Consider the following 24,611-nt stretch of genomic DNA (forward strand, 5'->3'; position numbering starts at 1 on the left):
CCACCCGTTCGGGGCAAGAATCGAACAGTTGTTGGCCAAAAACGGTCTCAGGCCTGCGGCTCCGCCGGCTCCGTGTCCGGACGGATGTCGATCCGCCAGCCGGTGAGACGCGCGGCCAGGCGGGCGTTCTGGCCCTCCTTGCCGATGGCCAGGGACAGCTGGTAGTCCGGCACCGTCACCCGGGCGGAGCGGGCGGCGAGGTCCACGACCTCGACCTTGGAGACCCGCGCCGGCGACAGCGCGTTCGCCACCATCTCGGCCGGGTCGTCCGACCAGTCGACGATGTCGATCTTCTCGCCGAGCAGCTCCGCCATCACGTTGCGGACGCGGCTGCCCATCGGGCCGATGCAGGCGCCCTTGGGGTTCAGGCCCGAACGGGTGGAACGGACGGCGATCTTGGTGCGGTGACCGGCCTCACGGGCGATCGCCGCGATCTCGACCGAACCGTCGGCGATCTCCGGGACCTCCAGGGCGAAGAGCTTCTTCACCAGGTTGGGGTGCGTGCGCGAGAGGGTGACGGACGGACCGCGCACACCCTTCGCCACCCGGACGACGTACGTGCGCAGCCGCAGGCCGTGCGTGTACTCCTCGCCCGGCACCTGCTCCTGCACCGGAAGGATGGCCTCCAGCTTGTCGTCCAGCTTGACGAGGACGTTCTTCGGGTCCTTGCCCTGCTGCACCACACCGGCGACGACATCGCCCTCGCGGCGCGCGTACTCGCCGAAGGTCACGTCGTTCTCGGCGTCCCGCAGCCGCTGCTGGATGACCTGACGGGCGGTGCTCGCCGCGATCCGTCCGAAGTCCGACGGGGTGTCGTCGAAGTCCTTGGGCTCCTGGCCCTCCTCCAGCTCGGAGGGGTCCTCCTTCGCCCACACCGTCACGTGACCGGTGGCCCGGTTCAGTTCCACGCGCGCGTGGCGACGGGCGTCGGGGGTGCGGTGGTACGCGATGAGGAGGGCCGACTCGATCGCCTCGACCAGCATCTCGAAGGAGATTTCCTTCTCCTGTGCCAAGCCCTTCAGGAGCTTCACGTCGATGTCCACGGCTACGCCTCCTCTTCCTTCTTGTCCTTGCGGTTGAACTCGATCTCGACACGCGCCTTGGCGATCTCGGCGAACTCGACCCGGCGGGCGGTGGGCTTGCGCCCCTTCACGCCCGGCACCTCCATGTCGAGGCCGTCCTCGTCCACGGCCAGGATGCGCGCGACCAGGTCCCCGCCCTCGGCCAGCTGGAGCTTGGCCAGGCGGCCGGTGGCGCGCACGTAGTGGCGGTGCTCGGTGAGGGGGCGGTCGGCGCCCGGGGAGCTGACTTCGAGGACGTACTCGCCCTCGCCCATCGCGTCGGTCTCGTCGAGCTTCTCGGAGATCGCGCGGCTCAGCTCGGCGCACGCGTCCAGCTCCACGCCCTCGTCCGAGTCGACGACGATCCGCAGCAGCCCGCGGCGGCCGGCCCGGGACACCTCGATCTCTTCCAGATCCAGGTCCTTCGCGGCGACGAGCGGCTCCACGAGTCCGCGCAGCCTGTCGCTCTGGGTGGTGCTCATCCGGGTGACTCCTCGGCCGCGTGTGCTGTTGTGGGTTCGTCGCGTGTCAGACCAAAGGGTATCCGGTCCGGGAGGGTGTTGCCGTCCATCGCCCCGGGGCCCGCGGGTACGCTCGCCTGCGGTGATCTCGACGATCTTCGACCAGGTACGGCAGACGGGGAGAGCAGGCGTGACGACGACGGGCAGACGCGCACTCCTCGTGGCGGGCGCGGCGGCCGGAGCGACGGCCCTCGCGGCCTGCACCTCCCCGCCGGTCGGCGGGCCCCGGCGCCCGAACGCCGCCGAGGTCGAGGCCGAACGGGTGGCGCGCGCCGAGGCGGCCCTGCGGCTGCGGTCGGTGACGGCCGCGCGCGGCCTGCTGGAACGTTACGACGCGACGCTCGCCGCCCATCCCGCCCTGGCCGCCCGGCTGGCCCCGCTCCGGCGCGCGGTGGCGGCCCACGCGAAGGCCCTCGGCGAGGGCGGCACGACGGTGGACCCGGCACCGGGGACCACCACGGCGTCCCCCGGTCCCGCCTCCCCCTCCGGCCCCGCGGGCGCCTCTCCCGCCCCCGCCTCGGGAAGGCCCGCGGCCTCCCCCACGCCCGTCCGGGTGGCGACCGACCCCCGGGCGGCCCTCAAGGAGCTCGCGGCCGCCGAGCGGACGGCCTCCGACGGCCACGCCGCCGCCCTGCTCACGGCCCCGCCCGAGTACGCCCGGCTGCTCGCCTCCGTGGCGGCCTCCGGCGCCGCCCACGTCTACCTGCTGACCGAAGGAGCACGGGCATGAGCGCCCTCGTCGCCGCCCAGGCCGCGCTGGCCGCCGAGCACGCCGCGGTGTACGGCTACGGGGTCGTCGGCGGCCGGATCGGCACCGAGCGGCGGGCCGAGGCCACCGCCGCGTACGAGGCGCACCGGGCACGGCGGGACGCGCTGCGCCGGACCGTGCGGGACCTGGGCGCGACGCCGGTGGCGGCGGAGGCCGCGTACGAGCTGCCGTTCACGGTCGCGGACCCCGCCGGAGCCGTACGGCTCGCGACGGTCCTGGAGGAGCGGGTGGCCGGGGTGTACTCCGACCTCGTACGGGCCTTCGAGGGGCGCGCGCGGGGCGAGGCGGCCGCCGCGCTCCGGGAGGCGGCGGTACGCGCGGTCCGCTGGCGCGGCAGCGACGTAACCTTTCCTGGGCTCGCCGAGCGGGTGTAGTCCCGCCCCGACCGAGTCCCGCCCCGACCGAAGGAACAACGTACGCATGGGTTTCGAACCGCCGCAGCGACTGGCCAGGACCCTCCGCGAGACGTACGGGGACACCGCGGCGGCCGAGTGGCTCGGCACGCTGCCCGGGCTCGCCGAGCAGGCGGTCGCCCACGCGTCGCTGGACACCGAGCGGGTGATGGCCCCCGGCGGACGCAGCAGCCTGGTGGTGCTCGTCCGGCGCTCCGACGGCTCCCCCGCCGCGCTCAAGATCGCCCCGCCGTTCGCCCGTCCCGACCTCGAACGGGACGCGCTGGAGCACTGGAACGGCTGGGGCGCGGTCGAGCTCCTCGACGGGGCCGGGGAGGGCGCGCTCGTCCTCGAACGGCTGCACCCCGAGGTCTCGCTGCGCTCCCTGCCGGAGGCGAAGGCGCTCCTGGAGGCCGCCGGAACCGTACGGAGGCTGTGGGTCGACCCCCCGGCCGGGCACGGCTTCGAGACGGTGGCGGAGCGGACCGCCCGGCAGGCCTCCGCCATGGAGTCCTACCGCGCGGACGCGGCGGCCGGCGACCTGACGGCGGCGGCGCTCGCCGCCCGCGAGGAGCTGCTGGCGGCCGGGACGGAGACGGTGCTGCTGCACGGGAACTTCCGGCAGGGCAAGGTGCTCGCCGGCGACCGGACGCCCTGGCTGGCCGTCGGCCCCGAGCCGCTGGTCGGCGAGCGGGCCTACGACCTCGCCCGGCTCGTACGGGACCGGGTCGAGGACCTCGTGGCGGCGTCCTCGGGGGCCTCGGCGGCCCGGCGGCGGGTCAACAAGCTGGCGGACTCCCTGGACCTGGACCGGGAGCGACTGCGCGGCTGGACCCTGTTCCGCGCGGTCGAGTCGGGGACGCGGGCGCTGACGGCGGGCCGGCGGCAGGACGCGGAGCTGCTCCTGGAGTTCGCGAGCTGGCTGTAGGGGAATACCCTTTGTGTAGCTTTCGGCCGATTCCAGGGGGCCGTGATGATCGAAGAACTGCTGGTGGCGGCGGCCGGCGCGGCCGCGGCGTTCGCCGTGTACGCGGGCGCGGCCGCGCGGGTGGTCAAGCAGTACGAGCGCGGCGTCGTCTTCCGCTTCGGCCGGCTGCGCGACGACGTGCGGACGCCGGGATTCACGATGATCGTCCCGCTCGTCGACCGCCTGCACAAGGTGAACATGCAGATCGTCACGATGCCGGTGCCGGCGCAGGAGGGCATCACCCGTGACAACGTGACCGTGCGGGTGGACGCGGTCGTGTACTTCAAGGTCGTCGACCCCGCGGACGCGGTGGTGCGGGTCGAGGACTACAAGTTCGCGGTCTCGCAGATGGCGCAGACCTCGCTGCGGTCGATCATCGGCAAGAGCGACCTCGACGACCTGCTGTCGAACCGGGAGAAGCTCAACCAGGGTCTTGAGCTGATGCTCGACAGTCCCGCGATGGGCTGGGGCGTCGCGATCGACCGGGTCGAGATCAAGGACGTGTCGCTGCCGGAGACCATGAAGCGCTCGATGGCCCGGCAGGCGGAGGCGGACCGGGAGCGGCGGGCGCGGGTCATCAACGCGGACGCCGAACTCCAGGCCTCGAAGAAGCTGGCCGAGGCGGCGGGGGTGATGTCGGACCAGCCGGCGGCGCTGCAGCTGCGTCTGCTGCAGACGGTGATGGCGGTGTCCGCGGAGAAGAACTCGACGCTGGTCCTGCCGATCCCGGTGGAACTGCTGCGGTTCCTGGAGCGTGCGACGCCGGCGGGTCCCGAGGAGTCCACGACGGCACCGCCGCCGGTGAGCGAGGCGTATCTGAAGGGGCGGGCGGCGGCGGTCGAGGCGGTGGAGGACCTCACGGGCAGCTCGGTCGAACCGTCCCCGCACGACCAGGGCGCGTGACACCGCCGCCCCGCCCCGCGCTCGGCGGGGCGGGGCGGCGGGTCGCACGGGGTTACGCCGACAGGCGGGCGAGGGCCTCGTCGACGGTGAGCTCCTCGCGCTCGCCGGTCCGGCGGTCCTTCAGCTCCACGACGCCCTCGCCGGAGCGGCGGCCCGCGACGAGGATCTTCGGGACGCCCATGAGCTCGGCGTCGGTGAACTTGACGCCCGGGGAGACGCCCGCGCGGTCGTCGACGAGGACGCGGAGGCCTGCCGCGGAGAGCTTCTCCGAGACCTCCAGGGCCAGCTCCGTCTGGAGCGCCTTGCCGGCGGCGACGACGTGGACGTCGGCCGGGGCGACCTCGGCCGGCCAGCACAGGCCCTTCTCGTCGGCGGTCTGCTCGGCGAGGGCGGCGACCGCGCGGGAGACGCCGATGCCGTACGAGCCCATGGTCACGCGGACCGGCTTGCCGTTCTGGCCGAGGACGTCGAGCTTGAGGGCGTCGGCGTACTTGCGGCCCAGCTGGAAGATGTGGCCGATCTCGATGGCGCGGTCCAGCTTGAGGCCGGTGCCACACTTGGGGCACGGGTCACCCTCCTGGACGACGACGACGTCGACGTACTCGGCGACCTCGAAGTCACGGCCCGCGACGACGTTCTTCGCGTGCATGCCGTCCTTGTTGGCGCCCGTGATCCAGGCCGTGCCGGGGGCCACGCGGGGGTCGGCGAGGTAGGTGACCTTCTCCAGGCCCTGGGGGCCGACGTAGCCGCGGACGAGGTCGGCGCGCTGCGCGAAGTCCTCCTCCGTCACCAGCTCGACGGTGGCGGTCGGGCCGAAGTGGGCCTCGACCTTGTCCATGTCGACCTCGCGGTCGCCGGGGACGCCGATGGCGACGATCTCGCCGTCGACCTTCACCAGGAGGTTCTTCAGGGTGGCGGAGGCGGGCACGCCCAGGGAGGCGGCGAGCGTCTCGATCGTGGGGGTGTCGGGGGTCGGGATCTCCTCGGCGGCGGGCACCGCGTCGGCGTCGACCGGCTTCACGGCCTGGTACACCGCTTCGGTGTTCGCGGCGAAGTCGCAGTTCGGGCAGTCGGCGAAGGTGTCCTCGCCGGCCTCGGCGGGGGCGAGGAACTCCTCGGACTTCGAGCCGCCCATGGCGCCGGCGGTGGCGGCGCAGATGCGGTAGTCGAGGCCGAGGCGCTCGAAGACGCGCTGGTAGGCCTGGCGGTGCAGGGCGTACGAGTGGCCGAGGCCCTCGTCCTCCGTGTCGAAGGAGTACGAGTCCTTCATGAGGAACTCGCGGCCGCGCAGGATGCCGGCGCGGGGGCGGGCCTCGTCGCGGAACTTGGTCTGGATCTGGTACAGGATGACGGGCAGGTCCTTGTAGGACGAGCACTGGTCCTTCACCAGGAGCGTGAAGATCTCCTCGTGGGTCGGGCCGAGGAGGTAGTCGCCGCCCTTGCGGTCCTGGAGGCGGAAGAGCTCGGCGCCGTACTCGTCCCAGCGGCCGGTCGCCTCGTACGGCTCACGGGGCAGCAGCGCGGGCAGGGAGACCTCCTGCGCGCCGATGGCGTCCATCTCCTCGCGGACGATCCGCTCGACGTTGGAGAGGACCTTCTTGCCCAGCGGCAGCCAGCTCCAGATGCCGGCGGCGGTGCGGCGGACGTAGCCGGCGCGGACGAGGAGCTTGTGGCTGAGGACCTCGGCGTCCGCCGGGTCGTCGCGCAGCGTCTTCGCCATCAACTGGGACATGCGCTGGACCGGTGCGTTGGCCATGGTTCTCGTACTCCTGCCGGGACTGAAGGTGATGGCCCCGAGGTTAGCCGGGCCGCCCCTGGCAGGAGAAATCAGTTCCGGCGCTTGAGCGGCAGGGGCGCTCCCATGACCGCGTACGGGCGGGGGGCGCTCGGGAAGTGCACCTGGCGGGCGAGGTCGACGTAGCCGAGGGAGCGGTAGAGGCCGCGGGCCGGGGAGTCGGTGTCGATCGCGGAGAGGATGGACCGCTTCTCGTCGGCGCCGTCGGTGATGGTGGTGATCAGCCCGCGGCCCACGCCCCGGCCCTGGAAGCCGGGGTGGACGTGGAGTTCGGTGATGACGAAGGAGTCGTCGAGCCAGTCGGCGGTGCCGGTGGCCCGCAGGTAGGTCTCGACGACGGTGGACCACCAGTGGGTGCGGTCGTTGGGCATGCCGTACACGAAGCCGACGAGCCGCCCGTCGGGGGTGGTGGCCCCGTAGGCGCGGGCGCCGGGACTGAGGAGGTGGCGCAGCACGATGTGGCGGCGTACGGCGACCTCGCCCGCGTCCAGGCCGAAGGCGACGGCCTGCACGGCGAGGGCCTCGTCCACCCGGGCGGCGAGATTGACCGGACCGATCACGACCTCTGCGTCATCCATGCGGCGCACCCTACAAGCCGCCCGGCGCCTCAGAACAGCACGCTCATGAACGCACCGGTCTCGCGGAAGCCGACGCGGCGGTACGCGGCCCTCGCCGGGGTGTTGAAGTCGTTGACGTACAGGCTGACGACGGGCGCGACGTCGGCCAGGGCGTACTGGAGGACGGCGGCCATGCCCGTCTCGGAGAGGCCCTTGCCGCGGTGCTCGGGGGCGACCCAGACGCCCTGGATCTGGCAGGCCTGGCGGGTGGCGGCGCCGATCTCGGCCTTGAAGACGACCTTGCCGTCCTCGATGCGGGCGAAGGAGCGGCCGGCGCCGACGAGCTCGGCGACGCGGGCCTGGTAGAGGAGTCCGCCGTCGTTGGCGAGCGGCGAGACGCCGACCTCCTCGGTGAACATGGCCACGCAGGCGGGCATGATCGCCTCCATCTCGTCCTTGCGGACGCGCCGCACCAGCGGATCGGGGGCGACGGCGGCGGAGGGTTCCTCGGCGATCATCAGCGGCTGGTGGGCGCGGACGTCCCTCGCGGGGCCCCAGCTGGGCTCCAGGAGGCGCCACAGCTCGCCAGTGGCCTCGGCGGGGCCGACGATCGAGGAGCAGCGGCGGCCGATCCTGCGGGCCCGGTCGGCGAAGGCGCGGACGGCGTCGGGGGTGGCGCAGATCGGGACGAGGTTGGCGCCGGAGTAGCAGAGCGAGCGCAGGCGTCCCTCGGTGTACCAGCCCCACATCTCGCCGCCGAGGCGCCAGGGATCGAGCCCGGCGATCTGGACGCGGGCGGTCACGAAGGCGTTCTCGACGGGGGCGCTCTCCAGGACGGCGAGCGCGGCGCCGAGGTCGGCGGGTTCGAGGACCCGAGTGGTGGTCTCTGTCAGCACGAGGGGGCCTCACGGGACGGATTGCTGGTCTCCGCACTGTACCCCCGTGCCCTGCGGCGGGGCCCGTCACAAGCGGGAAGCCCCTCCCCCCGGGTGGGGTGGAGGGGCTTCCGGCGTGGAATCGTCAGGCGCCGATGGCGACCGTCGGCTCGCCGCTGGCGACGCCGTCCTTCTCCATCTGCTCGGCGATCTTGAGCGCCTCCTCGATGAGGGTCTCGACGATCTTCGACTCGGGCACGGTCTTGATGACCTCGCCCTTGACGAAGATCTGGCCCTTGCCGTTGCCGGAGGCGACGCCGAGGTCGGCCTCGCGGGCCTCGCCGGGGCCGTTGACGACGCAGCCCATGACGGCGACGCGCAGGGGGACGGTCATGCCGTCGAGGCCGGCGGTGACCTCCTCGGCGAGCTTGTAGACGTCGACCTGGGCGCGGCCGCAGGACGGGCAGGAGACGATCTCCAGGCGGCGCTGGCGCAGGTTCAGCGACTCCAGGATCTGGATGCCGACCTTGATCTCCTCGGCCGGCGGCGCGGAGAGGGAGACGCGGATGGTGTCGCCGATGCCCTGGGAGAGCAGCGCGCCGAAGGCGACGGCCGACTTGATGGTGCCCTGGAAGGCCGGGCCCGCCTCGGTGACGCCGAGGTGCAGCGGGTAGTCGCACTGGGCGGCGAGCTGGCGGTAGGCCTCGACCATGACGACCGGGTCGTTGTGCTTGACCGAGATCTTGATGTCGCGGAAGCCGTGCTCCTCGAAGAGGGAGGCCTCCCAGAGCGCGGACTCGACGAGCGCCTCGGGGGTGGCCTTGCCGTACTTCTTCAGCAGGCGGGCGTCGAGCGAGCCGGCGTTGACGCCGATGCGGATCGGGACGCGGGCGTCGCCGGCCGCCTTGGCGATCTCCTTGACCTTGTCGTCGAACTGCTTGATGTTGCCCGGGTTGACGCGGACGGCCGCGCAGCCGGCGTCGATCGCGGCGAAGACGTACTTCGGCTGGAAGTGGATGTCGGCGATCACGGGGATCTGCGACTTGCGGGCGATGGTGGCGAGCGCGTCGGCGTCGTCCTGGGTCGGGCAGGCCACGCGGACGATCTGGCAGCCGGAGGCCGTCAGCTCGGCGATCTGCTGGAGCGTGGCGCCGATGTCGGAGGTGCGGGTCGTCGTCATCGACTGGACGGAGACGGGCGCGTCACCGCCGACGGCCACGCTGCCGACCTGGATCTGGCGGCTCTTGCGCCGCTCGGCGAGCCGGGTCGGAACGGTCGGGATACCGAGAGAAATCGCGGTCATCTGAAGTGCAACCTCAAGGTTGTGCGTCGGCGGGCTCAGGTCTCCGAGGTTACCGCCCCGGGGGCGGGGGGCCGGACACCACCGGGTCCGGCCCCCCTGGGAGCTACGTCAGTTTCACCGGGTTGACGATGTCGGCGGCGAGGACGAGCAGGGTGAAGCAGACGAAGACACCGGCGACCACGTAGGCCGCGGGCATCAGCTTGGCCACGTCGAACGGGCCGGGGTCGGGGCGCTTGAAGATCCGGGCCGTGTGACGGCGGACGGACTCCCACAGGGCGCCCGCGATGTGACCGCCGTCGAGCGGCAGCAGCGGGAGCATGTTGAACAGGAACAGCGAGACGTTGAACATGACCAGCAGGTTCATGAACCAGACGAGGATCGTCGTCGGCGGCGCCTCGACGGTCATCAGCTCACCGGTGATGCGGGCGGCGCCGACGACGCCGACCGGGGAGTCCTCGGCGCGCTCGCCGTCCCCGAAGGTGGCGTCCCACAGACCGGGGATCTTGCCCGGGAGGGCGATGACCGAGTGGACGCCGTTCTCCAGGAGGTCGGTCATCCGCTCGGTGGTCTCGCCGAAGGTGAGCGGCGCGACCTCGGTCTTGGAGGCGAAGCCGAGGTATCCGGCCTTGGTGTAGTGCAGCGGCTGGACGACCTTGCCGTCCGCGTCCTTCTGCGGCACCACGTTGGGGACGAGGACGGGGTGCAGGTCGAGGCGCTGTCCGCCCCGCTCGACGGTGACCGTGGCGGGCCCGATGGTGTCGCGGATGCGGTCGGAGAGGGTGTCCCAGTCGGAGACCGGGGTCCCGTTGAAGGCGACGATCCTGTCGCCCTCCTTCAGACCCGCCTTGAACGCCGGGGAGACGGGGTCGCCCGACCGGCACGTCTCCCGCTTCTCGCTCTGCTTGATGACGCACTGCTGCACGCCGGCGACCTGGGTCGTCTGCCCCGCGGTGCCGATCGTCATCATCGAGCCGAAGAACAGCAGCGCCGCCAGGACCAGGTTCATGAACGGTCCGGCGAACATCACGATCACGCGCTTCCACGGCTTGCGCGTGTAGAAGAGCCGCGTCTCGTCGCCCGGCTTGAGCTCCTCGTACGAGGCTTCGCGGGCGTCCTCGATCATGGAGCGCCAGGGCGAGGTGGAGCGGGCCTCGATCTTGCCGTCCTCGCCCGGCGGGAACATGCCGATCATCCGGATGTAGCCGCCCGCCGGGATGGCCTTGAGGCCGTACTCGGTCTCGCCGCGCTTCCTCGACCAGATCGTGGGGCCGAAGCCGACCATGTACTGCGGCACGCGGATGCCGAAGAGCTTGGCCGTGGAGAGGTGGCCGAGCTCGTGCCAGGCGATGGAGACGAGGAGTCCCAACGCGAACAGCACGATGCCCAGGGCGTACAGGAGCATTTCGGTCATGCGCGGGCCTCCGCTGTTGCCTTCGCTGCGAGCTCTCGGGCCCGGGCCCGTGCCCAGGTCTCCGCTTCGAGGACGTCCGACACCGTGAGCGGGGTTCCCCCACGGGGCTTTCCGTGCTCGGTGACGACAGCGGTGACCGTATCCATGATTCCGTTGAACGGCAGCCGTCCCGCGAGAAACGCCTCGACGCACTCCTCGTTCGCCGCGTTGAAGACGGCGGGGGCGGTGCCGCCCAGCTCGCCCACGTGCCGGGCCAGACCCACGGACGGGAAGGCCTCGGTGTCGAGCGGGAAGAACTCCCAGGTGGAGGCCTTCGTCCAGTCGAAGGCGGGGGCCGCGTCCGGGACCCGCTCCGGCCAGCCGATGCCGATGGCGATCGGGCCGCGCATGTCCGGCGGGGTGGCCTGGGCGAGCGTCGAGCCGTCCGTGAACTCGACCATCGAGTGGACGTACGACTGCGGGTGGACGACGACCTCGATGCGGTCGAACGGGATGTCGTAGAGCAGATGGGCCTCGATGACCTCCAGGCCCTTGTTCACCAGGGTCGCGCTGTTCACCGTGATCACCGGGCCCATGGCCCAGGTCGGGTGGGCGAGCGCGTCCTCCCGGGTGACATGGGCCAGCTGCTCGCGCGTACGGCCGCGGAAGGGGCCTCCGGAGGCCGTGACGACCAGCTTGCGGACGTCGGCGCGGGTGCCGGCGGCGAGCGCCTGGAAGAGGGCCGCGTGCTCGGAGTCGACCGGGATGATCTGGCCCGGCTTGGCGAGCGCCTTCACCAGGGGGCCGCCGACGATCAGCGACTCCTTGTTGGCGAGGGCCAGGGTGCGGCCCGCTTCGAGGGCGGCGAGGGTCGGCGCGAGGCCGATGGAGCCGGTGATGCCGTTGAGGACGGTGTGGCACGGCGAGGCCGCCAGCTGGGTCGCCGCGTCCGGGCCCACGAGCAGCTCCGGCAGTGGCTCGGAGCCGTACAGCGCCCGCAGGGCCGTACGCAGCTCCTCGACCACGTCCTCGCGGGCGACCGCGACCGTCCGGACCTTCAGCCGGTGCGCCTGCTCGGCGAGCAGTCCGATCCGGCCGCCGGAGGCGGCCAGGGCGGTGACCCGGAAACGGTCGGGATTGCGCAGCACCAGGTCGATGGCCTGCGTGCCGATGGACCCGGTCGAGCCGAGGACGACGATGTCCCGGCGTCCTTCGGAGACGTCGAAGGCGATGTGCGGGTCGGCGAGAGGAGAGGGGCGGTCGCTCATGCCCCCCATTCTTGCCGCAAAGACTGTGCGGTCTTCACGGGGTGTGGACGAACGTGTCGAACGCCCGGTGGAAGTCGGGGAACGTCTTCTTCACACAACCCGGGTCGTCGAAGGTGATCCCCGGCGTGCGCAGGGCCGTGACCGCGAAGGACATCACGATCCGGTGATCGCCGTGCGTGGCGATCTCCACGGGTCCCGCCGGGGTGCCCGGGTGGATCTCGATCCAGTCCGGGCCGGTCTCGACGGTGATGCCGAGGCGGCGCAGGTTCTCGGCGCAGGCGTCGAGCCGGTCGCACTCCTTGACCCGGGTGTTGGCCACGTCCTCGATGCGGACCGGCCCGTCGGCGAACGGCGCGATCGCCGCGAGGGTCGGCATGGTGTCCGAGATGTCCCGCATGTTGACGGTGAGTCCGCGCAGGGTGCCGGTGGAGCGGACGGTGGTCCCGTCGGCGCCGGTCTCGACGTCGGCGCCCATGCGGCGCAGGACGTCGACGAAGGCCAGGTCGCCCTGGAGGGCGCCGGTCCCGAGGCCGGGGACGGTGACGGAACGGCCCGGCTCCAGGGCGGCGGCGGCGAAGAAGTAGCTGGCGGTGGAGGCGTCGGGCTCGATGCCGTACGTCCGCGCCCGGTAGCCGGTGGGGGCGACGCGATAGGTGCGCCCCTCCTGGCGGACCTCGGCCCCGAACGCCCGCATCATCGCGAGCGTGATCTCGACGTACGGCTCCGAGACCAGGTCCGTGACGGTGATGTCGAGGCCCTCCGCGGTCAGCGGGCCCAGCATGAGCAGCGCGGTGAGGTACTGCGAGGACTGCCCGGCGTCCAGGGTGAGCGCCCCGCCCTCGACCCCGGCGGCATGGACGTCGAGCGGGTGGTGACCGTCCTCCCCGCCGTGCCGCAGGTCGACGCCGAGGCCCCGCAGGGCGGTGCTGAGCGGGCCGAGGGGGCGTCGGCGCATCTGCGCGGAGGCGTCGAAGCGGTACGTGCCGTGGCCGGCGGCCACGAGGGTCGGCAGGAACCGGGCGGTGGTCGCGCCGTCACGGCAGTACACGTCGGCCTCGTCCGCCCCCGGCCCGGCCGGGCGGCCCTCGATGTGCCAGGCACCGGGCTCCCGGCGGACGGCGTAGCCGAGGGCCGCGAGACCCTCGGCGAACCCCTCGGTGTCGTCGGAGACGAGCGGACGCGTGAGGGTGGTGGTGCCCTCGGCGGCGGCGGCGAGGAACAGCGCGCGGGCGGTGACGGACTTGGAGCCGGGGATGTCGATGAGGGTCACGCCCGCCATCCTGCCGCGCGGCGCGCCCCGCGCGCGGGCCGGTCCGGCACGTGGACGCGGCCGTCAGGGGATCCTGCGGTGGACGTTCCGCTCGCTCGACGGGCCCGGGGGTGCGTCCGCGATCCAGGGGCCGTCGCCGCTGGGGTCCACGATGCCCGCCTCCATCCAGGTGTAGCGCCCCGCGAGGACGCCGTCGACGATCCGCCGGTCCAGGTCGTCCGTGTTCGACCAGAGGCGGCCGAAGAGCTCCTCGGTCCGGAGCCGCGCCTGGCGGCAGAAGGCGTCCGCCAGCCGGTGGGCCTCGGGCCCGTGGTCGCCGGTGGTGCGGAGCAGTTCGGCCCGGACGCACGCCGCGCTCATCGCGAACAGCTCGGCTCCGATGTCGACGGTCCGCCCGAGGAACGCCTGCTTGAGCTCCATGCGGCCCTGCCAGCGGGACATCGCGTAGAAGGTGGACCGGGCGAGCTTGCGGGAGGTCCGCTCGACGTACCGGAGGTGTCCCGCGAGGGCGCCGAACTCCCCGTACGAACCGGGAAGTTGCCCCGCGCCGGTGACGAGTCCCGGAAGCCAGCGGGCGTAGAAGCCGCCGGCCCGCACGCCGGCCCGGGCCTTGTCGCCGAGGGACTTCTCGGGGTCGATGAGGTCCCCGGCGACGGAGAGGTGGGCGTCGACGGCCTCGCGGGCGATCAGCAGGTGCATGATCTCGGTGGAGCCCTCGAAGATCCGGTTGATGCGCAGGTCGCGCAGGAGCTGTTCGGCGGGGACGGCCCGCTCGCCGCGGGCGGCGAGCGAGTCGGCGGTCTCGTAGCCGCGTCCGCCACGGATCTGGACGAGTTCGTCGGCGATGAGCCAGGCCTTCTCGGAGCCGTACAGCTTGGCGAGGGCGGCCTCGATGCGGATGTCGTTGCGGTTCTCGTCGGCCAGCTGGGAGGCGAGGTCGACGACGGCCTCCAGGGCGAAGGCGGTGGCCGCGATGAAGGAGATCTTGGTGGAGACGGCCTCGTGGCGGGCGATCGGCCTGCCCCACTGCTCGCGCTCCGCCGACCACTCCCGGGCGATCTTCAGGCACCACTTGGCGGCGCCCGCGCAGGCGGCGGGGAGGGAGAGCCGGCCGGTGTTGAGGGTGGTGAGGGCGATCTTGAGGCCGGCGCCCTCGGGGCCGATGCGGTTCGCCGCCGGGACCCGGACGCGGTGGAAGCGGGTGACGCCGTTCTCCAGGCCGCGCAGGCCCATGAAGGCGTTGCGGTGCTCGACGGTGATGCCGGGCGCGTCGGCCTCGACGACGAACGCGGTGATGCCGCCCGGGTGTCCCTCGGAGGCGGGGACGCGGGCCATGACGACGAGCAGGTCGGCGACGACGCCGTTGGTGGTCCAGAGCTTGACGCCGTCGAGGACGTACGCGTCGCCGTCCGGGACGGCCGCGGTGGCCAGGCGCGCCGGGTCCGAGCCGACGTCCGGTTCGGTCAGCAGGAACGCGGAGAGGTCCGTACGGGCCAGCCGGGGCAGGAAGGCGTCCTTCTGCTCCTGGGTGCCGAAGAGCTTCAGCGGCTGCGGTACGCCGATCGACTGATGCGCGGAGAGCAGGGCGCCGACGGCGGGGCTGGCGGAGCCGACGAGGGCCAGGGCGCGGTTGTAGTACAGCTGGGTGAGGCCGAGCCCGCCGTACGCCGGGTCGATCTTCATCCCGAGCGCGCCGAGCTCCTTGAGTCCGGTGATCGTCTCGTCGGGGATGCGGGCCTCGCGCTCGATGCGGGCGCCGTCGATCCGGGTCTCGCAGAAGTCGCGGAGCAGGGCGAGGAAGGCCTCGCCGCGGCGGACGTCCTCGGGGGCGGGGAGCGGGTGCGGATGGATGAGGTCGAGGCGGAAGCGGCCGAGGAACAGCTCCTTGGCGAAGCTGGGCCTGTGCCAGTCCCGCTCGCGCGCGGCCTCGGCGACCTGCCGGGCCTCGCGCTCGGTGACCTGGGGCCGCTGTGTGGGTGCGGACATGGACACCTCCTTGGGCTTCCTGTCCGTCGTACCCGATACCGCCGGGTCCGGAAAGAGGAGCGAATCCCTCCGGGTGCGTCCTCCTGGTGAGACGCCCCGCCCTGCCGGGAGGGGCCGCGCGTAGGGTCCGCGCCATGTCTCAGCCGATCAAGCTCGTCGTCCTCGTCGCCACGCTGCCCGGCCGGGGCGCGGAACAACTCGCCGCCTTCGAGGCGCTCGCACCCCTGGTGCGCGCCGAGGAGGGCTGTCTGCAGTACGACCTGCACCGGTTCGCCGACGACCCCGACCGGTTCGCGCTGATCGAGCGCTGGGCCTCGGCCGAGGCGCTCGACGCGCACGACAGCGCCCCGCACATGGTCGCGGCCGGCGCGGCGAACGAGGCCTTCCGCGCGGGGCCGGCCGAGGTGATCCGCCTGGTGGACGCCCCCGCGGCATGAGAGGTCGACGCCCCGCGGCATGAGAGAAGGCGCCCCGCGGCATGAGAGAAGGCGGCCCGAGCCCCCGCACAGTGGGCTCGGACCGCCTGGTCCGGGTGGGCGTGCGCCTTACAGCGCGAGGCCCGTCAGGACGAGCACACGCTCGTAGGTGTAGTCGTCCATGGCGTACTTGACGCCCTCGCGGCCGACGCCGGAGCGCTTGGCGCCGCCGTACGGCATCTGGTCGGCGCGGTACGAGGGGACGTCGCCGACGATCACGCCGCCGACCTCCAGGGCGCGGTGGGCGCGGAAGGCGGTCTGCAGGTCGCGGGTGAAGACACCGGCCTGGAGGCCGAAGTCCGAGTCGTTGACCGCGGCGAAGGCCTCGGCCTCGCCGTCGACCTTGGCGATGGTCAGGACCGGGCCGAAGACCTCGGCGCGGGCCAGGGTGACATCGGCCGGGAGGTCGGTGAGGACGGTCGGGGCGTAGGTGGCGCCCTCGCGCTTGCCGCCGGTGAGGAGCTTCGCGCCGGCCGCGACGGCCTCGTCGACCCAGGACTCGACGCGCTGGGCGGCGGCCTCGTCGACGAGCGGGCCGACGTCGGTGGCGTCGTCCGCCGGGTTGCCGGTGACCTGCGCCTCGACGGCGGCGACGATCTTCGGCACCAGGCGGTCGTAGACCGAGGCGTCGGCGATCACGCGCTGCACGGAGATGCAGGACTGGCCGCCCTGGTAGTTGGAGAAGGTCGCGATGCGGGTCGCGGCCCAGTCCAGGTCGGCCTCGGAGGACCAGTCGGGCAGGACGACGGCCGCGGCGTTGCCGCCGAGCTCCAGGGTGCAGTGCTTGTGCGGCACCGACTGCTGGATGGCGTAGCCGACCTTGTCGGAGCCGGTGAAGGAGATGACCGGGAGGCGCTCGTCCTGGACCAGGGCGGGCATGCGGTCGTTCGGCACGGTCAGGATCGACCAGGAGCCGGCCGGCAGGTCGGTCTCGGCCAGGATCTCGCCCAGGATCAGGGAGGAGATCGGGGTCGACGGGGCCGGCTTGAGGATGATCGGGGCGCCGACGGCGATGGCCGGGGCGACCTTGTGGGCGCTGAGGTTCAGCGGGAAGTTGAACGGCGCGATGCCGAGGACGACGCCCGTGGGGATGCGGCGGGTGAGGGCGAGGCGGCCCGCGCCGCCGGCCTCGGTGTCCAGGCGCTGGGCCTCGCCGGCGTTCCAGCGGCGGGCCTCCTCGGCGGCGAAACGGAAGACGGAGACGGCACGGCCGACCTCGCCGCGGGCCCACTTGATGGGCTTGCCGTTCTCGGCGGAGATCAGGAGGGCGATCTCCTCGGTGCGCTCGGCGAGCCGCTTCGACACGTGGTCGAGGGCGGCGGCGCGGACGTGCGCCGGGGTCGCGGCGAACTCGTCGACGACGGCGTGCGCGGCGGCGACGGCTTCCTCGACCTGGGCCTCGGTGGGCACGCTGACCTTGCCGACCAGACGTCCGTCGTACGAGTTCGTGACGTCGAAGGTGGCGTCGCCGGTGGCCTCGCGGCCGGCGAGCCAGAAGCCGTGGGTGGTCGTCATTGCGTCCCGGCCCTTTCCGTTTCGGGGGTGCGAGCGATTGCTCTGGTGACACGTTAGGGCCGTGGCGGCGGCCGCGGGCTTGTCCGGTATGGAGTAGTGGGGGTGGCGTCCCTGTCCGCTTCGGCCGAAGAGCGCGCCCGGGGACGGTGGAGGAGCGGTCCGGCGGCGGCGGGACCGGGCCGGGCCCTGGCCGGCCCCCGCCAGGTGGCGGGCCGACCGTCAGCCGCGCCGCTCGGTCGAGACGATGAGGCAGACGCCGCCGACGACGATCCCGCCGCCGACGAGGATCGGCCAGGTCAGGGCCTCGTCGAGGACGAGGGCGCCGAGCAGGACGGCGACGACCGGGTTCACGTACGCGTAGGTGGCGGCGAGGGAGACCGGGGCGGTCTGGAGGAGCCAGGCGTACGCGGTGAAGGCGACGAGCGAACCGAACACCACGAGGTACGCGAGGGCCGCCCAGGAACGGCCGGAGACGGCGCCCAGATCGAGTCCGTGGTGTTCGCCGCGCGCGAGGCCGACGGTGAGCGCGGCGAGGCCGCCGGCCAGCATCTCGTACGCGCTCGCCGTGAACGGGTTGCGGGGCAGGGGGAGGCGGGCGGACGAGACGGAGCCGAGGGACCACAGCAGAGCCGCGACGAGGACGAGCACCACGCCGCCGATCTTCACCGCGCCGCTGAGGCCGGGGACGGTGAGGACGCCGAGGCCCGCGAAGCCGAGGAGGACGCCTCCGAAGGCGCCGAGGCCGGGGCGGTCGCCGAGGACCGTGCGGAGCAGCACGACCCAGACGGGGACGGCGGCGACGAGGAGCGCGGCGAGGCCGGAGGGTATGGAGGTCTCGGCGAGGACGACGAGCCCGTTGCCGCCGAGGATGAGGAGCAGGCCGACGAGGACGGCGGAGCCCAGCTCCCGGCGGGTGACCTTGAGGGCGGCGGGGCCCTGCCGCCAGGCGACGATCGCGGCGAGGAGCAGGCCGGCGGTGACGAAGCGGGCGCCGCCGGAGAGGAACGGCGGGAGGGTCTCGACGACGATCCGGATGCCGAGGTACGTAGACCCCCAGACGACGTACACGATGCCGAGCGCGGCCCAGACGGCACCGGTGATCCGGCGGGCGGGGGCGGCGGGAACGGAGTCGGTACGGAGGGCGGGGGCGGCCGGGCGGGTCTCGGGGGCCGGATCGACGGCGGGGCTTGTCATGAGCAGGAGAGTAGGGAGTGGAGGCTCCGGCGGCCAAGAAAACTGCCCGGATCCGGGCAGGGCCAGCGGAAATCGGACGGCGAAGCGCCTCCCGGAGGGGCTTGCGGGCGGATGGGAGGATGTCGGGGACCGCATGACCCCGGGGGGAACGCATGATCCTTTACGTACTGATCGGAATCCTGGCCCTCGCCGTCTTCGGCTGCGGCTGCGTGGTGTGGGCGTCCCGCGGCGGCCCCCGCTGGGTGCGGGCGGTGGCCATGGTGACCCTCCTGGGCGGCGAGGCCGTCCGCGCGGAACAGCGCCGGAGCAGGAGGCGGGGCGGCGACGACACGAGCGCGCTCGGCTCGGACTAGAAGCCGTCCCGTCGATCAGGCCGGGCTCCCGAAGCCCGATCGACGAGACCCCTGTCCGGACAGGCCCTAGGAGCCTGCGCCGGTGCCCTCCTCGCCCGTCGCCTTCAGGGCCAGCCACAGCTCCATCCGTACGTCCGGGTCGTCCAGGGAGCGGCCGAGGATCTCCTCCACCCGGCGCATCCGGTACCGCAGCGTGTGCCGGTGCACGCCCAGGTCCGCCGCCGCCGCGTCCCACTGGCCGTGCCGGGACAGCCACGCGCGCAGCGAGGCCACCAGATCGCCCCGGCCGGTCGCGTCGTGCTCCCGCAGCGCCCGCAGCATCCCGTCGGCGAAGGCGCGGACGGCGTCGTCGGCGAGCAGCGGAAGGACCGAGCCCGCCGCCAGGTCCTCGTGCTCGACGAGCGCCCTGCCCCGCCGCCGGGCGACCGAGAGGGCCTGCTCGGCCTGCTTGCGGGCGGCCGCCGCGGCGCTCGGGCCCGCCGGGGCGGAGAGCCCGACGACGACACCGGCGTCCTCCGCCTCGCGCTCCGCGTACGCCTCGCAGGCGGCGACGACCGCGCCCCCGTCACCGGCGAGGACGACGAGCCGCTGCTCGCTCTCGGCGACGGTCAGCACCGATTCGCCCGCGCGGGCGGCGGCGGCCTCCAGGGCCTCGGCGAACGCCGGCAGGGGCGGTTCGCCCGCCGCCTCTCCCCCGGCGGGCTCGGCGACGAGCAGCCGGTAGGAGGCGTCGAGCAGCCCGCCGTACAGGTCCCCGGCCACCGCGCGGGCGTGCTCCGGCTGGCCCGCGAGCATCAGGCGCAGCACGGCCGCGCCGAGCCGCTGCTCCGCGGCCTGGAGCGAGCGGGAACGTTCCGTCGTGAGGGTGAGCAGGGCGATCGCCGAGTGCACCGCGTACCGCTCGGCCGTGCCGAGGGGCGCGCCCGTGCCGACGGCGAGCGCGCCGCGCACCCGGCGGCCGGAGCCGAGGGACTGGAGCTCGACGCGATCGTCCGTGCCGCCGACGACGGCGCTGGCGGGCGCGGGGCGCTCGCGCAGCCGCTCCACGTCGGGGGTGAGACGGGCGGCCCGGCGCGCCGCCCATTCGGGCGAGACGGCGACGACGGTGCCGGAGGCGTCGTACAGCGCGGCCCAGCCGTCGACGTGGGCCGCGAGCCGGGCGACGACCGCCTCGGGGCCCTCCGCGAGCGCGGCCCGGGTCAACTCGCGCTGGGCCTCGAAACCGGCGGTGACGGCCCGGTACTGGTCGGCGGAGATGGCGGCCGAGACGGCCTTGCTGATGGCGAGGAACGGCGTGCGGCGCGGCACCTCCAGCAGCGGCAGGTGCTCCTCTCGGGCCGCGTCGAGCAGGGCCGGCGGGATCTCCTCGTAGTTGACGCCCACGGCGAAGCCGAGCCCGACGACCCCGGCACCGAGCAGCCGCCGCACATAGCGGCGCATCGCCTCCAGGTCCTCCGCGTCGAGGGTGAGCGCGGTGGTGAGGAGGAGCTCGCCGCCCTCCATGTACGGCACGGGGTCGGCGAGCTCGCTGACGTGCGCCCAGCGGACGGGGGTGTCGAGCCGGTCCTCACCGGCGCGGACGATGAGCTTGAGGGCGGAGTGCTGCACGAGCGAGGCGAGGGTGGGCGGCATGGGGGGACCTTGAGCGAGGACCGCGCGCGGGGGGAGCCGTGCACGGCGGCGGGGAGGCGCCGCTCAGCCGAGCGGCGCCCCCGATTGTGCCAGCCCCACCGGGAGCCCGCTCAGCCGCGCGAGGGGTGGGACGACCTGGTCGGGGGGTCAGGCGCGCAGGTCGACGAGCATCGGTGGCAGCTGCTCGCCGCGCACATGGCTCAGGGAGAGGACGGCATGCCCAGGCGGTACGGCGTGCGCGAGGTCCGAGGCAGACCAGCGCATCCGCTCGACCTGTCGTACGGTGACGGCCTCCGTGGTGACGGCCTTGCCCGTCACCAATTTGCGCAAGGCGTGGATGGCCCGGGTCATGGGCTGGTCGGCGAAGACGGTGTGGTGTGCCACTTCGGTCGTGTCCACGTGTTCCGTGCCCCACGCCTCGGCAAAGGCCCTGCCGTCCCAGGTGGGGAGCCCGGCGAAGGCCATCCGGCAGCCGACGATCGCGAGAAGCGGCCCGTGCAGCGCCTCAGGCACCTCTGCCAGGGTGCGGAGGGCGAGCACTACACCGGCGTTCTGCGTACGCAGCCGCTGGAAGGCCCGCAGAGTTCCGGGAGTGACGGCGCCGGCCGCGTCGTCGAGGACCAGGCAGGCGAAGTTCCCCCGCTCCGCACCGCCCCGGGTGACGCGCTGGAACTGCGCGATCAGCAGCCGGTTGAGCAGGCACGCGGCCTCCTCGTGGCCTCCTTCCGGCAGGCTGACGCGTACGCGGATGGGGTGCTGGGCGACAGCCCGCAGGGAGAAGGAGCGGGCGTCTCCCCCTCCGCCGAAGAAGTCGGCGAACGCAGGCCGGTCGAGGGCCGCGAGCCGATCGGCGAGGACGGGGCCCACATCACTCGCGGTGCCGATCTGGCGGAGGCGGGATTCCAGTTCGCGGCGCATCGTCTGCGCACCGTCGACAGGCAGCAGATCGAGCAACGCCCGCAGGGTTTCGGGATGGGCTTCGAGCAGCTCCCGCAGCACGGGCACGGTCGGGAAGCGCCCGTACGCGACCCGGTACGGGCCGATGAGCTGAGCGAGCACAGTGGCTGCACGTCGCGTCTCCACACCCTCCACGTCGCCGACCAGCCCTTCGGCCAGGCAGTCGGCGGCCTCGTCCGGGTCGGTGGCCCCGGCGTACAGGTCCAGGTCGTACGCGGAGGCCGGGTCACCGAGCCGGATCACGACGTCGTACGCCTCGTCGGGGCCGAGGGCGGCTCCGGCACCGCCGACGGCAACGACGGCACAGGCACCGGTGAGGGCCTGAAGAGACAGAGACTCGACAACCGGCGCCACGAGGGAGCGGGTCTTGCCCGCCCCGGAGGGGCCCACCGCGAGGAGGGAGGTGCCAAGAAGCGCGGTGTCGAGAGCGAGACCCGCGCCGTGGTAGGCGCGGAGCCCACGCTCGGCAGCCACCCATCGGCCCACACGCACCTGCCCCAGGAGCAGATCGTGGGCGGCCGAGCGGCTCGACACGTTGCGGTCACCCGACGGATGAGCACCCGCACCGGCTCCCTCGCGGAGTACCGCATCGACAAAGGCCGTGCGGCGTGCCGCATCCCCTTCACTGCCCTTCCAGGCGCGCCGCACCCGAGCACAGTCGACATCGTTCATCCGTCCGGCGGCCAGGTCGCCTGCGAGCACGTCCGCAGCTCGGTCCTCACCGGCAGCCCGCAGCTCGGGCCATTGCGAGCAGGGGATCCCGGGGCCGCTCTGAGGGGCGGGGGCCGAAGGGACGAGGGGGCCGCCGCCGGAGCGCCATTGCCTGAACAGGTTCGCCCACTCGCCGACCTGAGCGCACGGCCAGACGATCAGGGTCGCACTCAGTACGTACACGGCGTAGATGACGACAGGCGACCCCGCGATGTCCCAGCCGCCGGTGACCAGCGCGATGAGGTACAGCATCGGGTTGACGACGGGCACCGCCGACCACCCGAGGTGAAGGGCCTCGGGCAGGACGAAGGCCAGACCGACGACGGCCCCGACGCCCGCGAGCGCGGCGCGCACCGGCGGACGGCTCCGCTCGAGGTAGTAGCGGATGATCTTGCCCCAGGAGCCGAGGACGCCGACCACCCAGACAAGGCCGAAGAAGACGACCGCGTCGAAGATCGCGTGCACGGCGACGCCCTGCCAGTCCTTCGCGGTCGCACCGAGGCCGGTCCACCACTCGTTCGGGGTGAACGTCCGCATCACGAAGGCCGCGTAGGGCAGGTTGTCGTTGCGGTAGGCCAACCAGATGAACAGCGCGACGATCAAGGGGATCAGCAGCCCGAGAAGCGTGACCGGCTTGAGGCGCGCGGCCTCCTCAGACGGCGGAACATACCGAAACCGCCAGACGCCGAGGCCTGTCATCGGACGCGGGGCGTCCAGCCATTCCACGACGGGCGACGGCGTGGCCGTCTCGGTCCGCCCGGGCGCCCGGGACGGCATGGGTGGGATGCCCGGCGGTGTCTGGCCGAACCCCGGACCGGCCTTTCGCGCGAGGTCCGGCGGCGCGGCCGGGTAGGCCGGGGGAGCGGCACGCGTCTGATCGGCAGCGGGTACCCGGGCAGCAGGTGTGCCGGGCGGCGACGACGGCCCAGGGACCGCTTTGCCCCTGGTGTCGCGTGACTCGTACGTGCCGTCGGTCTCCATGAAACCCCTGCCCCCTGACCCGCCGGGTCGCCGCGTCTGTGCCACCGTCAATCTAGTGGGCCCGGAGCGCCCGGGAGGGGATTCGACCACCCGTGCGGCCGAACCGGCTCCGGGCCGTGCGGAGGCGGTCCGTGCCGTGGGAGCGGAGCCGTCATGTCCATCCCGGACAACGACACACCCGTCACCACTCCCGATCGGCGCATGCCCGACCCCCTCCCCCGCGCCTAGCCTGCGGAGGAAACCCGCAAGTGCGTCCAGAACCACCCCCAGGAGCCCCGCATGAACGCTGTCCCGCAGGAGCGGCGCGTCGTCACCGCCATCCCCGGTCCGAAGTCGCAGGAGCTTCAGGCCCGCCGTCTCGACACGGTCGCCGGTGGCGTCGGCTCGACGCTGCCCGTCTTCACCGCGCGGGCCGGCGGCGGCATCATCGAGGACGTCGACGGCAACCGCCTGATCGACTTCGGCTCCGGCATCGCCGTGACCTCGGTCGGCGCGTCCGCCGAGGCCGTCGTGCGCCGCGCGTCCGCGCAGCTCCAGGACTTCACCCACACCTGCTTCATGGTGACGCCGTACGAGGGTTACGTGGAGGTCTGCGAGGCGCTGGCCGAGCTGACCCCGGGCGACCACGCCAAGAAGTCGGCGCTGTTCAACTCGGGCGCCGAGGCCGTCGAGAACGCGGTGAAGATCGCCCGTTCGTACACCAAGCGCCAGGCCGTCGTCGTCTTCGACCACGGCTACCACGGCCGGACGAACCTCACCATGGGCATGACGGCGAAGAACATGCCGTACAAGCAGGGCTTCGGTCCGTTCGCCCCCGAGGTCTACCGCGTGCCGGTGGCCTACGGCTACCGCTGGCCCACCGGTGCCGAGAACTGCGGCCCCGAGGCCGCCGCCCAGGCGATCGACAACATCACCAAGCAGATCGGCGCCGAGAACGTCGCCGCGATCGTCATCGAGCCGGTCCTCGGCGAGGGCGGCTTCATCGAGCCGGCCAAGGGCTTCCTCCCGGCGATCGTGAAGTTCGCCAACGACAACGGCATCGTCTTCGTCGCGGACGAGATCCAGGCCGGCTTCTGCCGCACCGGCCAGTGGTTCGCCTGTGAGGACGAGGGCATCGTCCCGGACCTCATCACCACCGCCAAGGGCATCGCGGGCGGTCTGCCGCTGGCCGCCGTGACGGGCCGCGCCGAGATCATGGACTCCGTCCACGGCGGCGGTCTGGGCGGCACCTACGGTGGCAACCCGGTGGCCTGCGCCGGTGCGCTCGGCGCCATCGAGACGATGAAGGAGCTCGACCTCAACGGCAAGGCCAAGCGCATCGAGGAGGTCATGAAGGGCCGCCTCACCGCCATGCAGGAGAAGTTCCCGGTCATCGGTGACATCCGCGGCCGCGGCGCCATGATCGCCATCGAGCTGGTCAAGGACCCGGCCACCAAGGAGCCGTTCGCCGAGGCCGCCGCCGCGCTCGCCAAGTACTGCCACAACGAGGGCGTGCTGGTCCTGACCTGTGGCACCTACGGCAACGTGCTGCGCTTCCTGCCGCCGCTGGTCATCGGCGAGGACCTGCTGAACGAGGGCCTGGACGTCATCGAGGCCGCGCTCGCGCAGATCTGACCGACGGTCGGAGCCAGGGTCCGATCGCGGGACCGACCGTAGATCTGACACTCCGTGTGAAGACTCTGTGGGGGGCCGATGGTGGGATACGTTTCCCGCTGTCGGCCCCCCTTTTCGTGAC

21 protein-coding genes are annotated in these 24,611 nt (G+C 72.9%); 7 read left to right on the forward strand and 14 right to left on the reverse strand.

Going from position 1 to position 24,611, the window contains the following annotated elements:
- Positions 1-47: 47 nt before the first annotated feature.
- The gene (nusA, locus tag ABTY59_RS22330; RefSeq protein WP_352020768.1) at positions 48-1,043 is read right to left on the reverse strand and encodes a transcription termination factor NusA; all 996 of its coding nucleotides are present in this window, start codon (positions 1,041-1,043) and stop codon (positions 48-50) included.
- Between the two features lie 2 nt (positions 1,044-1,045).
- On the reverse strand, positions 1,046-1,543 hold the full coding sequence (gene rimP, locus ABTY59_RS22335; protein ID WP_352020769.1) for a ribosome maturation factor RimP: 498 nt from the start codon (positions 1,541-1,543) through the stop codon (positions 1,046-1,048).
- A 121-nt stretch (positions 1,544-1,664) separates the two neighbouring features.
- Here rimP and ABTY59_RS22340 point away from each other — a divergent pair, with 121 nt between their 5' ends.
- Genes ABTY59_RS22340 through ABTY59_RS22355 form a run of 4 tightly spaced genes read left to right on the forward strand, consistent with a single transcriptional unit; the run spans position 1,665 to position 4,613 of the window.
- Positions 1,665-2,312: a hypothetical protein gene (locus tag ABTY59_RS22340; protein ID WP_352020770.1), complete on the forward strand. Its 648-nt coding sequence runs from the start codon at positions 1,665-1,667 to the stop codon at positions 2,310-2,312.
- Positions 2,309-2,725 (forward strand): ferritin-like domain-containing protein, encoded by a 417-nt coding sequence (locus ABTY59_RS22345; RefSeq protein WP_352020771.1) that lies wholly within the window; start codon positions 2,309-2,311, stop codon positions 2,723-2,725. Before ABTY59_RS22340 ends, ABTY59_RS22345 begins: the two co-directional genes overlap by 4 nt.
- Positions 2,726-2,771: 46 nt before the next feature.
- Complete coding sequence (locus tag ABTY59_RS22350) at positions 2,772-3,671, forward strand: aminoglycoside phosphotransferase family protein (RefSeq protein WP_352020772.1); 900 nt, start codon at positions 2,772-2,774, stop codon at positions 3,669-3,671.
- A gap of 45 nt (positions 3,672-3,716) precedes the next feature.
- Positions 3,717-4,613, forward strand: a complete 897-nt coding sequence (locus tag ABTY59_RS22355; RefSeq protein ID WP_352020773.1) for a slipin family protein — start codon at positions 3,717-3,719, stop codon at positions 4,611-4,613.
- Positions 4,614-4,665: 52 nt separating this feature from the next.
- Here the strand turns inward: ABTY59_RS22355 and ABTY59_RS22360 are convergent, their stop codons facing one another.
- From ABTY59_RS22360 to ABTY59_RS22395, 8 genes are all read right to left on the reverse strand, one after another.
- Positions 4,666-6,369, reverse strand: a complete 1,704-nt coding sequence (locus ABTY59_RS22360) for a proline--tRNA ligase (RefSeq protein ID WP_352020774.1) — start codon at positions 6,367-6,369, stop codon at positions 4,666-4,668.
- A 71-nt stretch (positions 6,370-6,440) separates the two neighbouring features.
- Complete coding sequence (locus tag ABTY59_RS22365) at positions 6,441-6,986, reverse strand: GNAT family N-acetyltransferase (RefSeq protein ID WP_352020775.1); 546 nt, start codon at positions 6,984-6,986, stop codon at positions 6,441-6,443.
- A gap of 29 nt (positions 6,987-7,015) precedes the next feature.
- Positions 7,016-7,861: a GNAT family N-acetyltransferase gene (locus ABTY59_RS22370; RefSeq protein ID WP_352020776.1), complete on the reverse strand. Its 846-nt coding sequence runs from the start codon at positions 7,859-7,861 to the stop codon at positions 7,016-7,018.
- 124 nt (positions 7,862-7,985) lie between these two features.
- The gene (gene ispG / locus ABTY59_RS22375; protein ID WP_352020777.1) at positions 7,986-9,143 is read right to left on the reverse strand and encodes a flavodoxin-dependent (E)-4-hydroxy-3-methylbut-2-enyl-diphosphate synthase; all 1,158 of its coding nucleotides are present in this window, start codon (positions 9,141-9,143) and stop codon (positions 7,986-7,988) included.
- 103 nt (positions 9,144-9,246) lie between these two features.
- Positions 9,247-10,554: a M50 family metallopeptidase gene (locus ABTY59_RS22380; protein ID WP_352020778.1), complete on the reverse strand. Its 1,308-nt coding sequence runs from the start codon at positions 10,552-10,554 to the stop codon at positions 9,247-9,249.
- Positions 10,551-11,801 (reverse strand): 1-deoxy-D-xylulose-5-phosphate reductoisomerase, encoded by a 1,251-nt coding sequence (gene dxr / locus ABTY59_RS22385; protein ID WP_352020779.1) that lies wholly within the window; start codon positions 11,799-11,801, stop codon positions 10,551-10,553. Before dxr ends, ABTY59_RS22380 begins: the two co-directional genes overlap by 4 nt.
- 34 nt (positions 11,802-11,835) lie before the next feature.
- Positions 11,836-13,071 carry a 3-phosphoshikimate 1-carboxyvinyltransferase gene (aroA, locus tag ABTY59_RS22390; protein ID WP_352020780.1) on the reverse strand — a complete coding sequence of 412 codons (1,236 nt, stop codon included), beginning with the start codon at positions 13,069-13,071 and terminating at the stop codon, positions 11,836-11,838.
- Between the two features lie 63 nt (positions 13,072-13,134).
- Positions 13,135-15,057, reverse strand: a complete 1,923-nt coding sequence (locus ABTY59_RS22395) for an acyl-CoA dehydrogenase family protein (RefSeq protein WP_352020781.1) — start codon at positions 15,055-15,057, stop codon at positions 13,135-13,137.
- A 134-nt stretch (positions 15,058-15,191) separates the two neighbouring features.
- Between ABTY59_RS22395 and ABTY59_RS22400 the strand changes: the two genes are divergently transcribed.
- Positions 15,192-15,494, forward strand: a complete 303-nt coding sequence (locus tag ABTY59_RS22400) for a putative quinol monooxygenase (protein ID WP_352020782.1) — start codon at positions 15,192-15,194, stop codon at positions 15,492-15,494.
- Positions 15,495-15,602: 108 nt separating this feature from the next.
- On the opposite strand, the gene ABTY59_RS22405 is transcribed toward ABTY59_RS22400, so the two are convergent.
- Entirely contained in the window at positions 15,603-17,048 is a 1,446-nt protein-coding gene (locus ABTY59_RS22405) for an aldehyde dehydrogenase family protein (protein WP_352020783.1), read from the reverse strand.
- Positions 17,049-17,267: 219 nt separating this feature from the next.
- Positions 17,268-18,242 (reverse strand): EamA family transporter, encoded by a 975-nt coding sequence (locus tag ABTY59_RS22410; RefSeq protein WP_352020784.1) that lies wholly within the window; start codon positions 18,240-18,242, stop codon positions 17,268-17,270.
- 152 nt (positions 18,243-18,394) lie between these two features.
- On the opposite strand from ABTY59_RS22410, the gene ABTY59_RS22415 reads away from it, so the two are divergent.
- The gene (locus tag ABTY59_RS22415) at positions 18,395-18,595 is read left to right on the forward strand and encodes a hypothetical protein (RefSeq protein WP_352020785.1); all 201 of its coding nucleotides are present in this window, start codon (positions 18,395-18,397) and stop codon (positions 18,593-18,595) included.
- Between the two features lie 66 nt (positions 18,596-18,661).
- On the opposite strand, the gene ABTY59_RS22420 is transcribed toward ABTY59_RS22415, so the two are convergent.
- On the reverse strand, positions 18,662-20,227 hold the full coding sequence (locus ABTY59_RS22420; RefSeq protein WP_352020786.1) for a PucR family transcriptional regulator: 1,566 nt from the start codon (positions 20,225-20,227) through the stop codon (positions 18,662-18,664).
- Between the two features lie 147 nt (positions 20,228-20,374).
- Positions 20,375-22,876, reverse strand: coding sequence for a type IV secretory system conjugative DNA transfer family protein (locus tag ABTY59_RS22425; RefSeq protein ID WP_352020787.1), 2,502 nt, complete (start codon positions 22,874-22,876; stop codon positions 20,375-20,377).
- A 279-nt stretch (positions 22,877-23,155) separates the two neighbouring features.
- Here ABTY59_RS22425 and gabT point away from each other — a divergent pair, with 279 nt between their 5' ends.
- A complete protein-coding gene (gene gabT, locus ABTY59_RS22430; RefSeq protein WP_352020788.1) occupies positions 23,156-24,490 on the forward strand; it encodes a 4-aminobutyrate--2-oxoglutarate transaminase in 1,335 nt (444 codons plus the stop codon).
- The last annotated feature ends 121 nt before the right edge of the window (positions 24,491-24,611 follow it).

This window comes from Streptomyces sp. NPDC096079 (genome assembly GCF_040303145.1).
Taxonomy (GTDB): Bacteria; Actinomycetota; Actinomycetes; order Streptomycetales; family Streptomycetaceae; genus Streptomyces.

Coding starts and splice junctions, on each gene's coding strand:
- rimP (WP_352020769.1), bottom strand. CDS start 1,543: ATGAGCACCACCCAGAGCGACAGGCTGCGCGGACTCGTGGAGCCGCTC.
- ABTY59_RS22345 (WP_352020771.1), top strand. CDS start 2,309: ATGAGCGCCCTCGTCGCCGCCCAGGCCGCGCTGGCCGCCGAGCACGCC.
- ABTY59_RS22350 (WP_352020772.1), top strand. CDS start 2,772: ATGGGTTTCGAACCGCCGCAGCGACTGGCCAGGACCCTCCGCGAGACG.
- ABTY59_RS22355 (WP_352020773.1), top strand. CDS start 3,717: ATGATCGAAGAACTGCTGGTGGCGGCGGCCGGCGCGGCCGCGGCGTTC.
- ABTY59_RS22360 (WP_352020774.1), bottom strand. CDS start 6,369: ATGGCCAACGCACCGGTCCAGCGCATGTCCCAGTTGATGGCGAAGACG.
- ABTY59_RS22365 (WP_352020775.1), bottom strand. CDS start 6,986: ATGGATGACGCAGAGGTCGTGATCGGTCCGGTCAATCTCGCCGCCCGG.
- ispG (WP_352020777.1), bottom strand. CDS start 9,143: ATGACCGCGATTTCTCTCGGTATCCCGACCGTTCCGACCCGGCTCGCC.
- ABTY59_RS22380 (WP_352020778.1), bottom strand. CDS start 10,554: ATGACCGAAATGCTCCTGTACGCCCTGGGCATCGTGCTGTTCGCGTTG.
- dxr (WP_352020779.1), bottom strand. CDS start 11,801: ATGAGCGACCGCCCCTCTCCTCTCGCCGACCCGCACATCGCCTTCGAC.
- ABTY59_RS22395 (WP_352020781.1), bottom strand. CDS start 15,057: ATGTCCGCACCCACACAGCGGCCCCAGGTCACCGAGCGCGAGGCCCGG.
- ABTY59_RS22400 (WP_352020782.1), top strand. CDS start 15,192: ATGTCTCAGCCGATCAAGCTCGTCGTCCTCGTCGCCACGCTGCCCGGC.
- ABTY59_RS22405 (WP_352020783.1), bottom strand. CDS start 17,048: ATGACGACCACCCACGGCTTCTGGCTCGCCGGCCGCGAGGCCACCGGC.
- ABTY59_RS22410 (WP_352020784.1), bottom strand. CDS start 18,242: ATGACAAGCCCCGCCGTCGATCCGGCCCCCGAGACCCGCCCGGCCGCC.
- ABTY59_RS22415 (WP_352020785.1), top strand. CDS start 18,395: ATGATCCTTTACGTACTGATCGGAATCCTGGCCCTCGCCGTCTTCGGC.
- ABTY59_RS22420 (WP_352020786.1), bottom strand. CDS start 20,227: ATGCCGCCCACCCTCGCCTCGCTCGTGCAGCACTCCGCCCTCAAGCTC.
- ABTY59_RS22425 (WP_352020787.1), bottom strand. CDS start 22,876: ATGGAGACCGACGGCACGTACGAGTCACGCGACACCAGGGGCAAAGCG.
- gabT (WP_352020788.1), top strand. CDS start 23,156: ATGAACGCTGTCCCGCAGGAGCGGCGCGTCGTCACCGCCATCCCCGGT.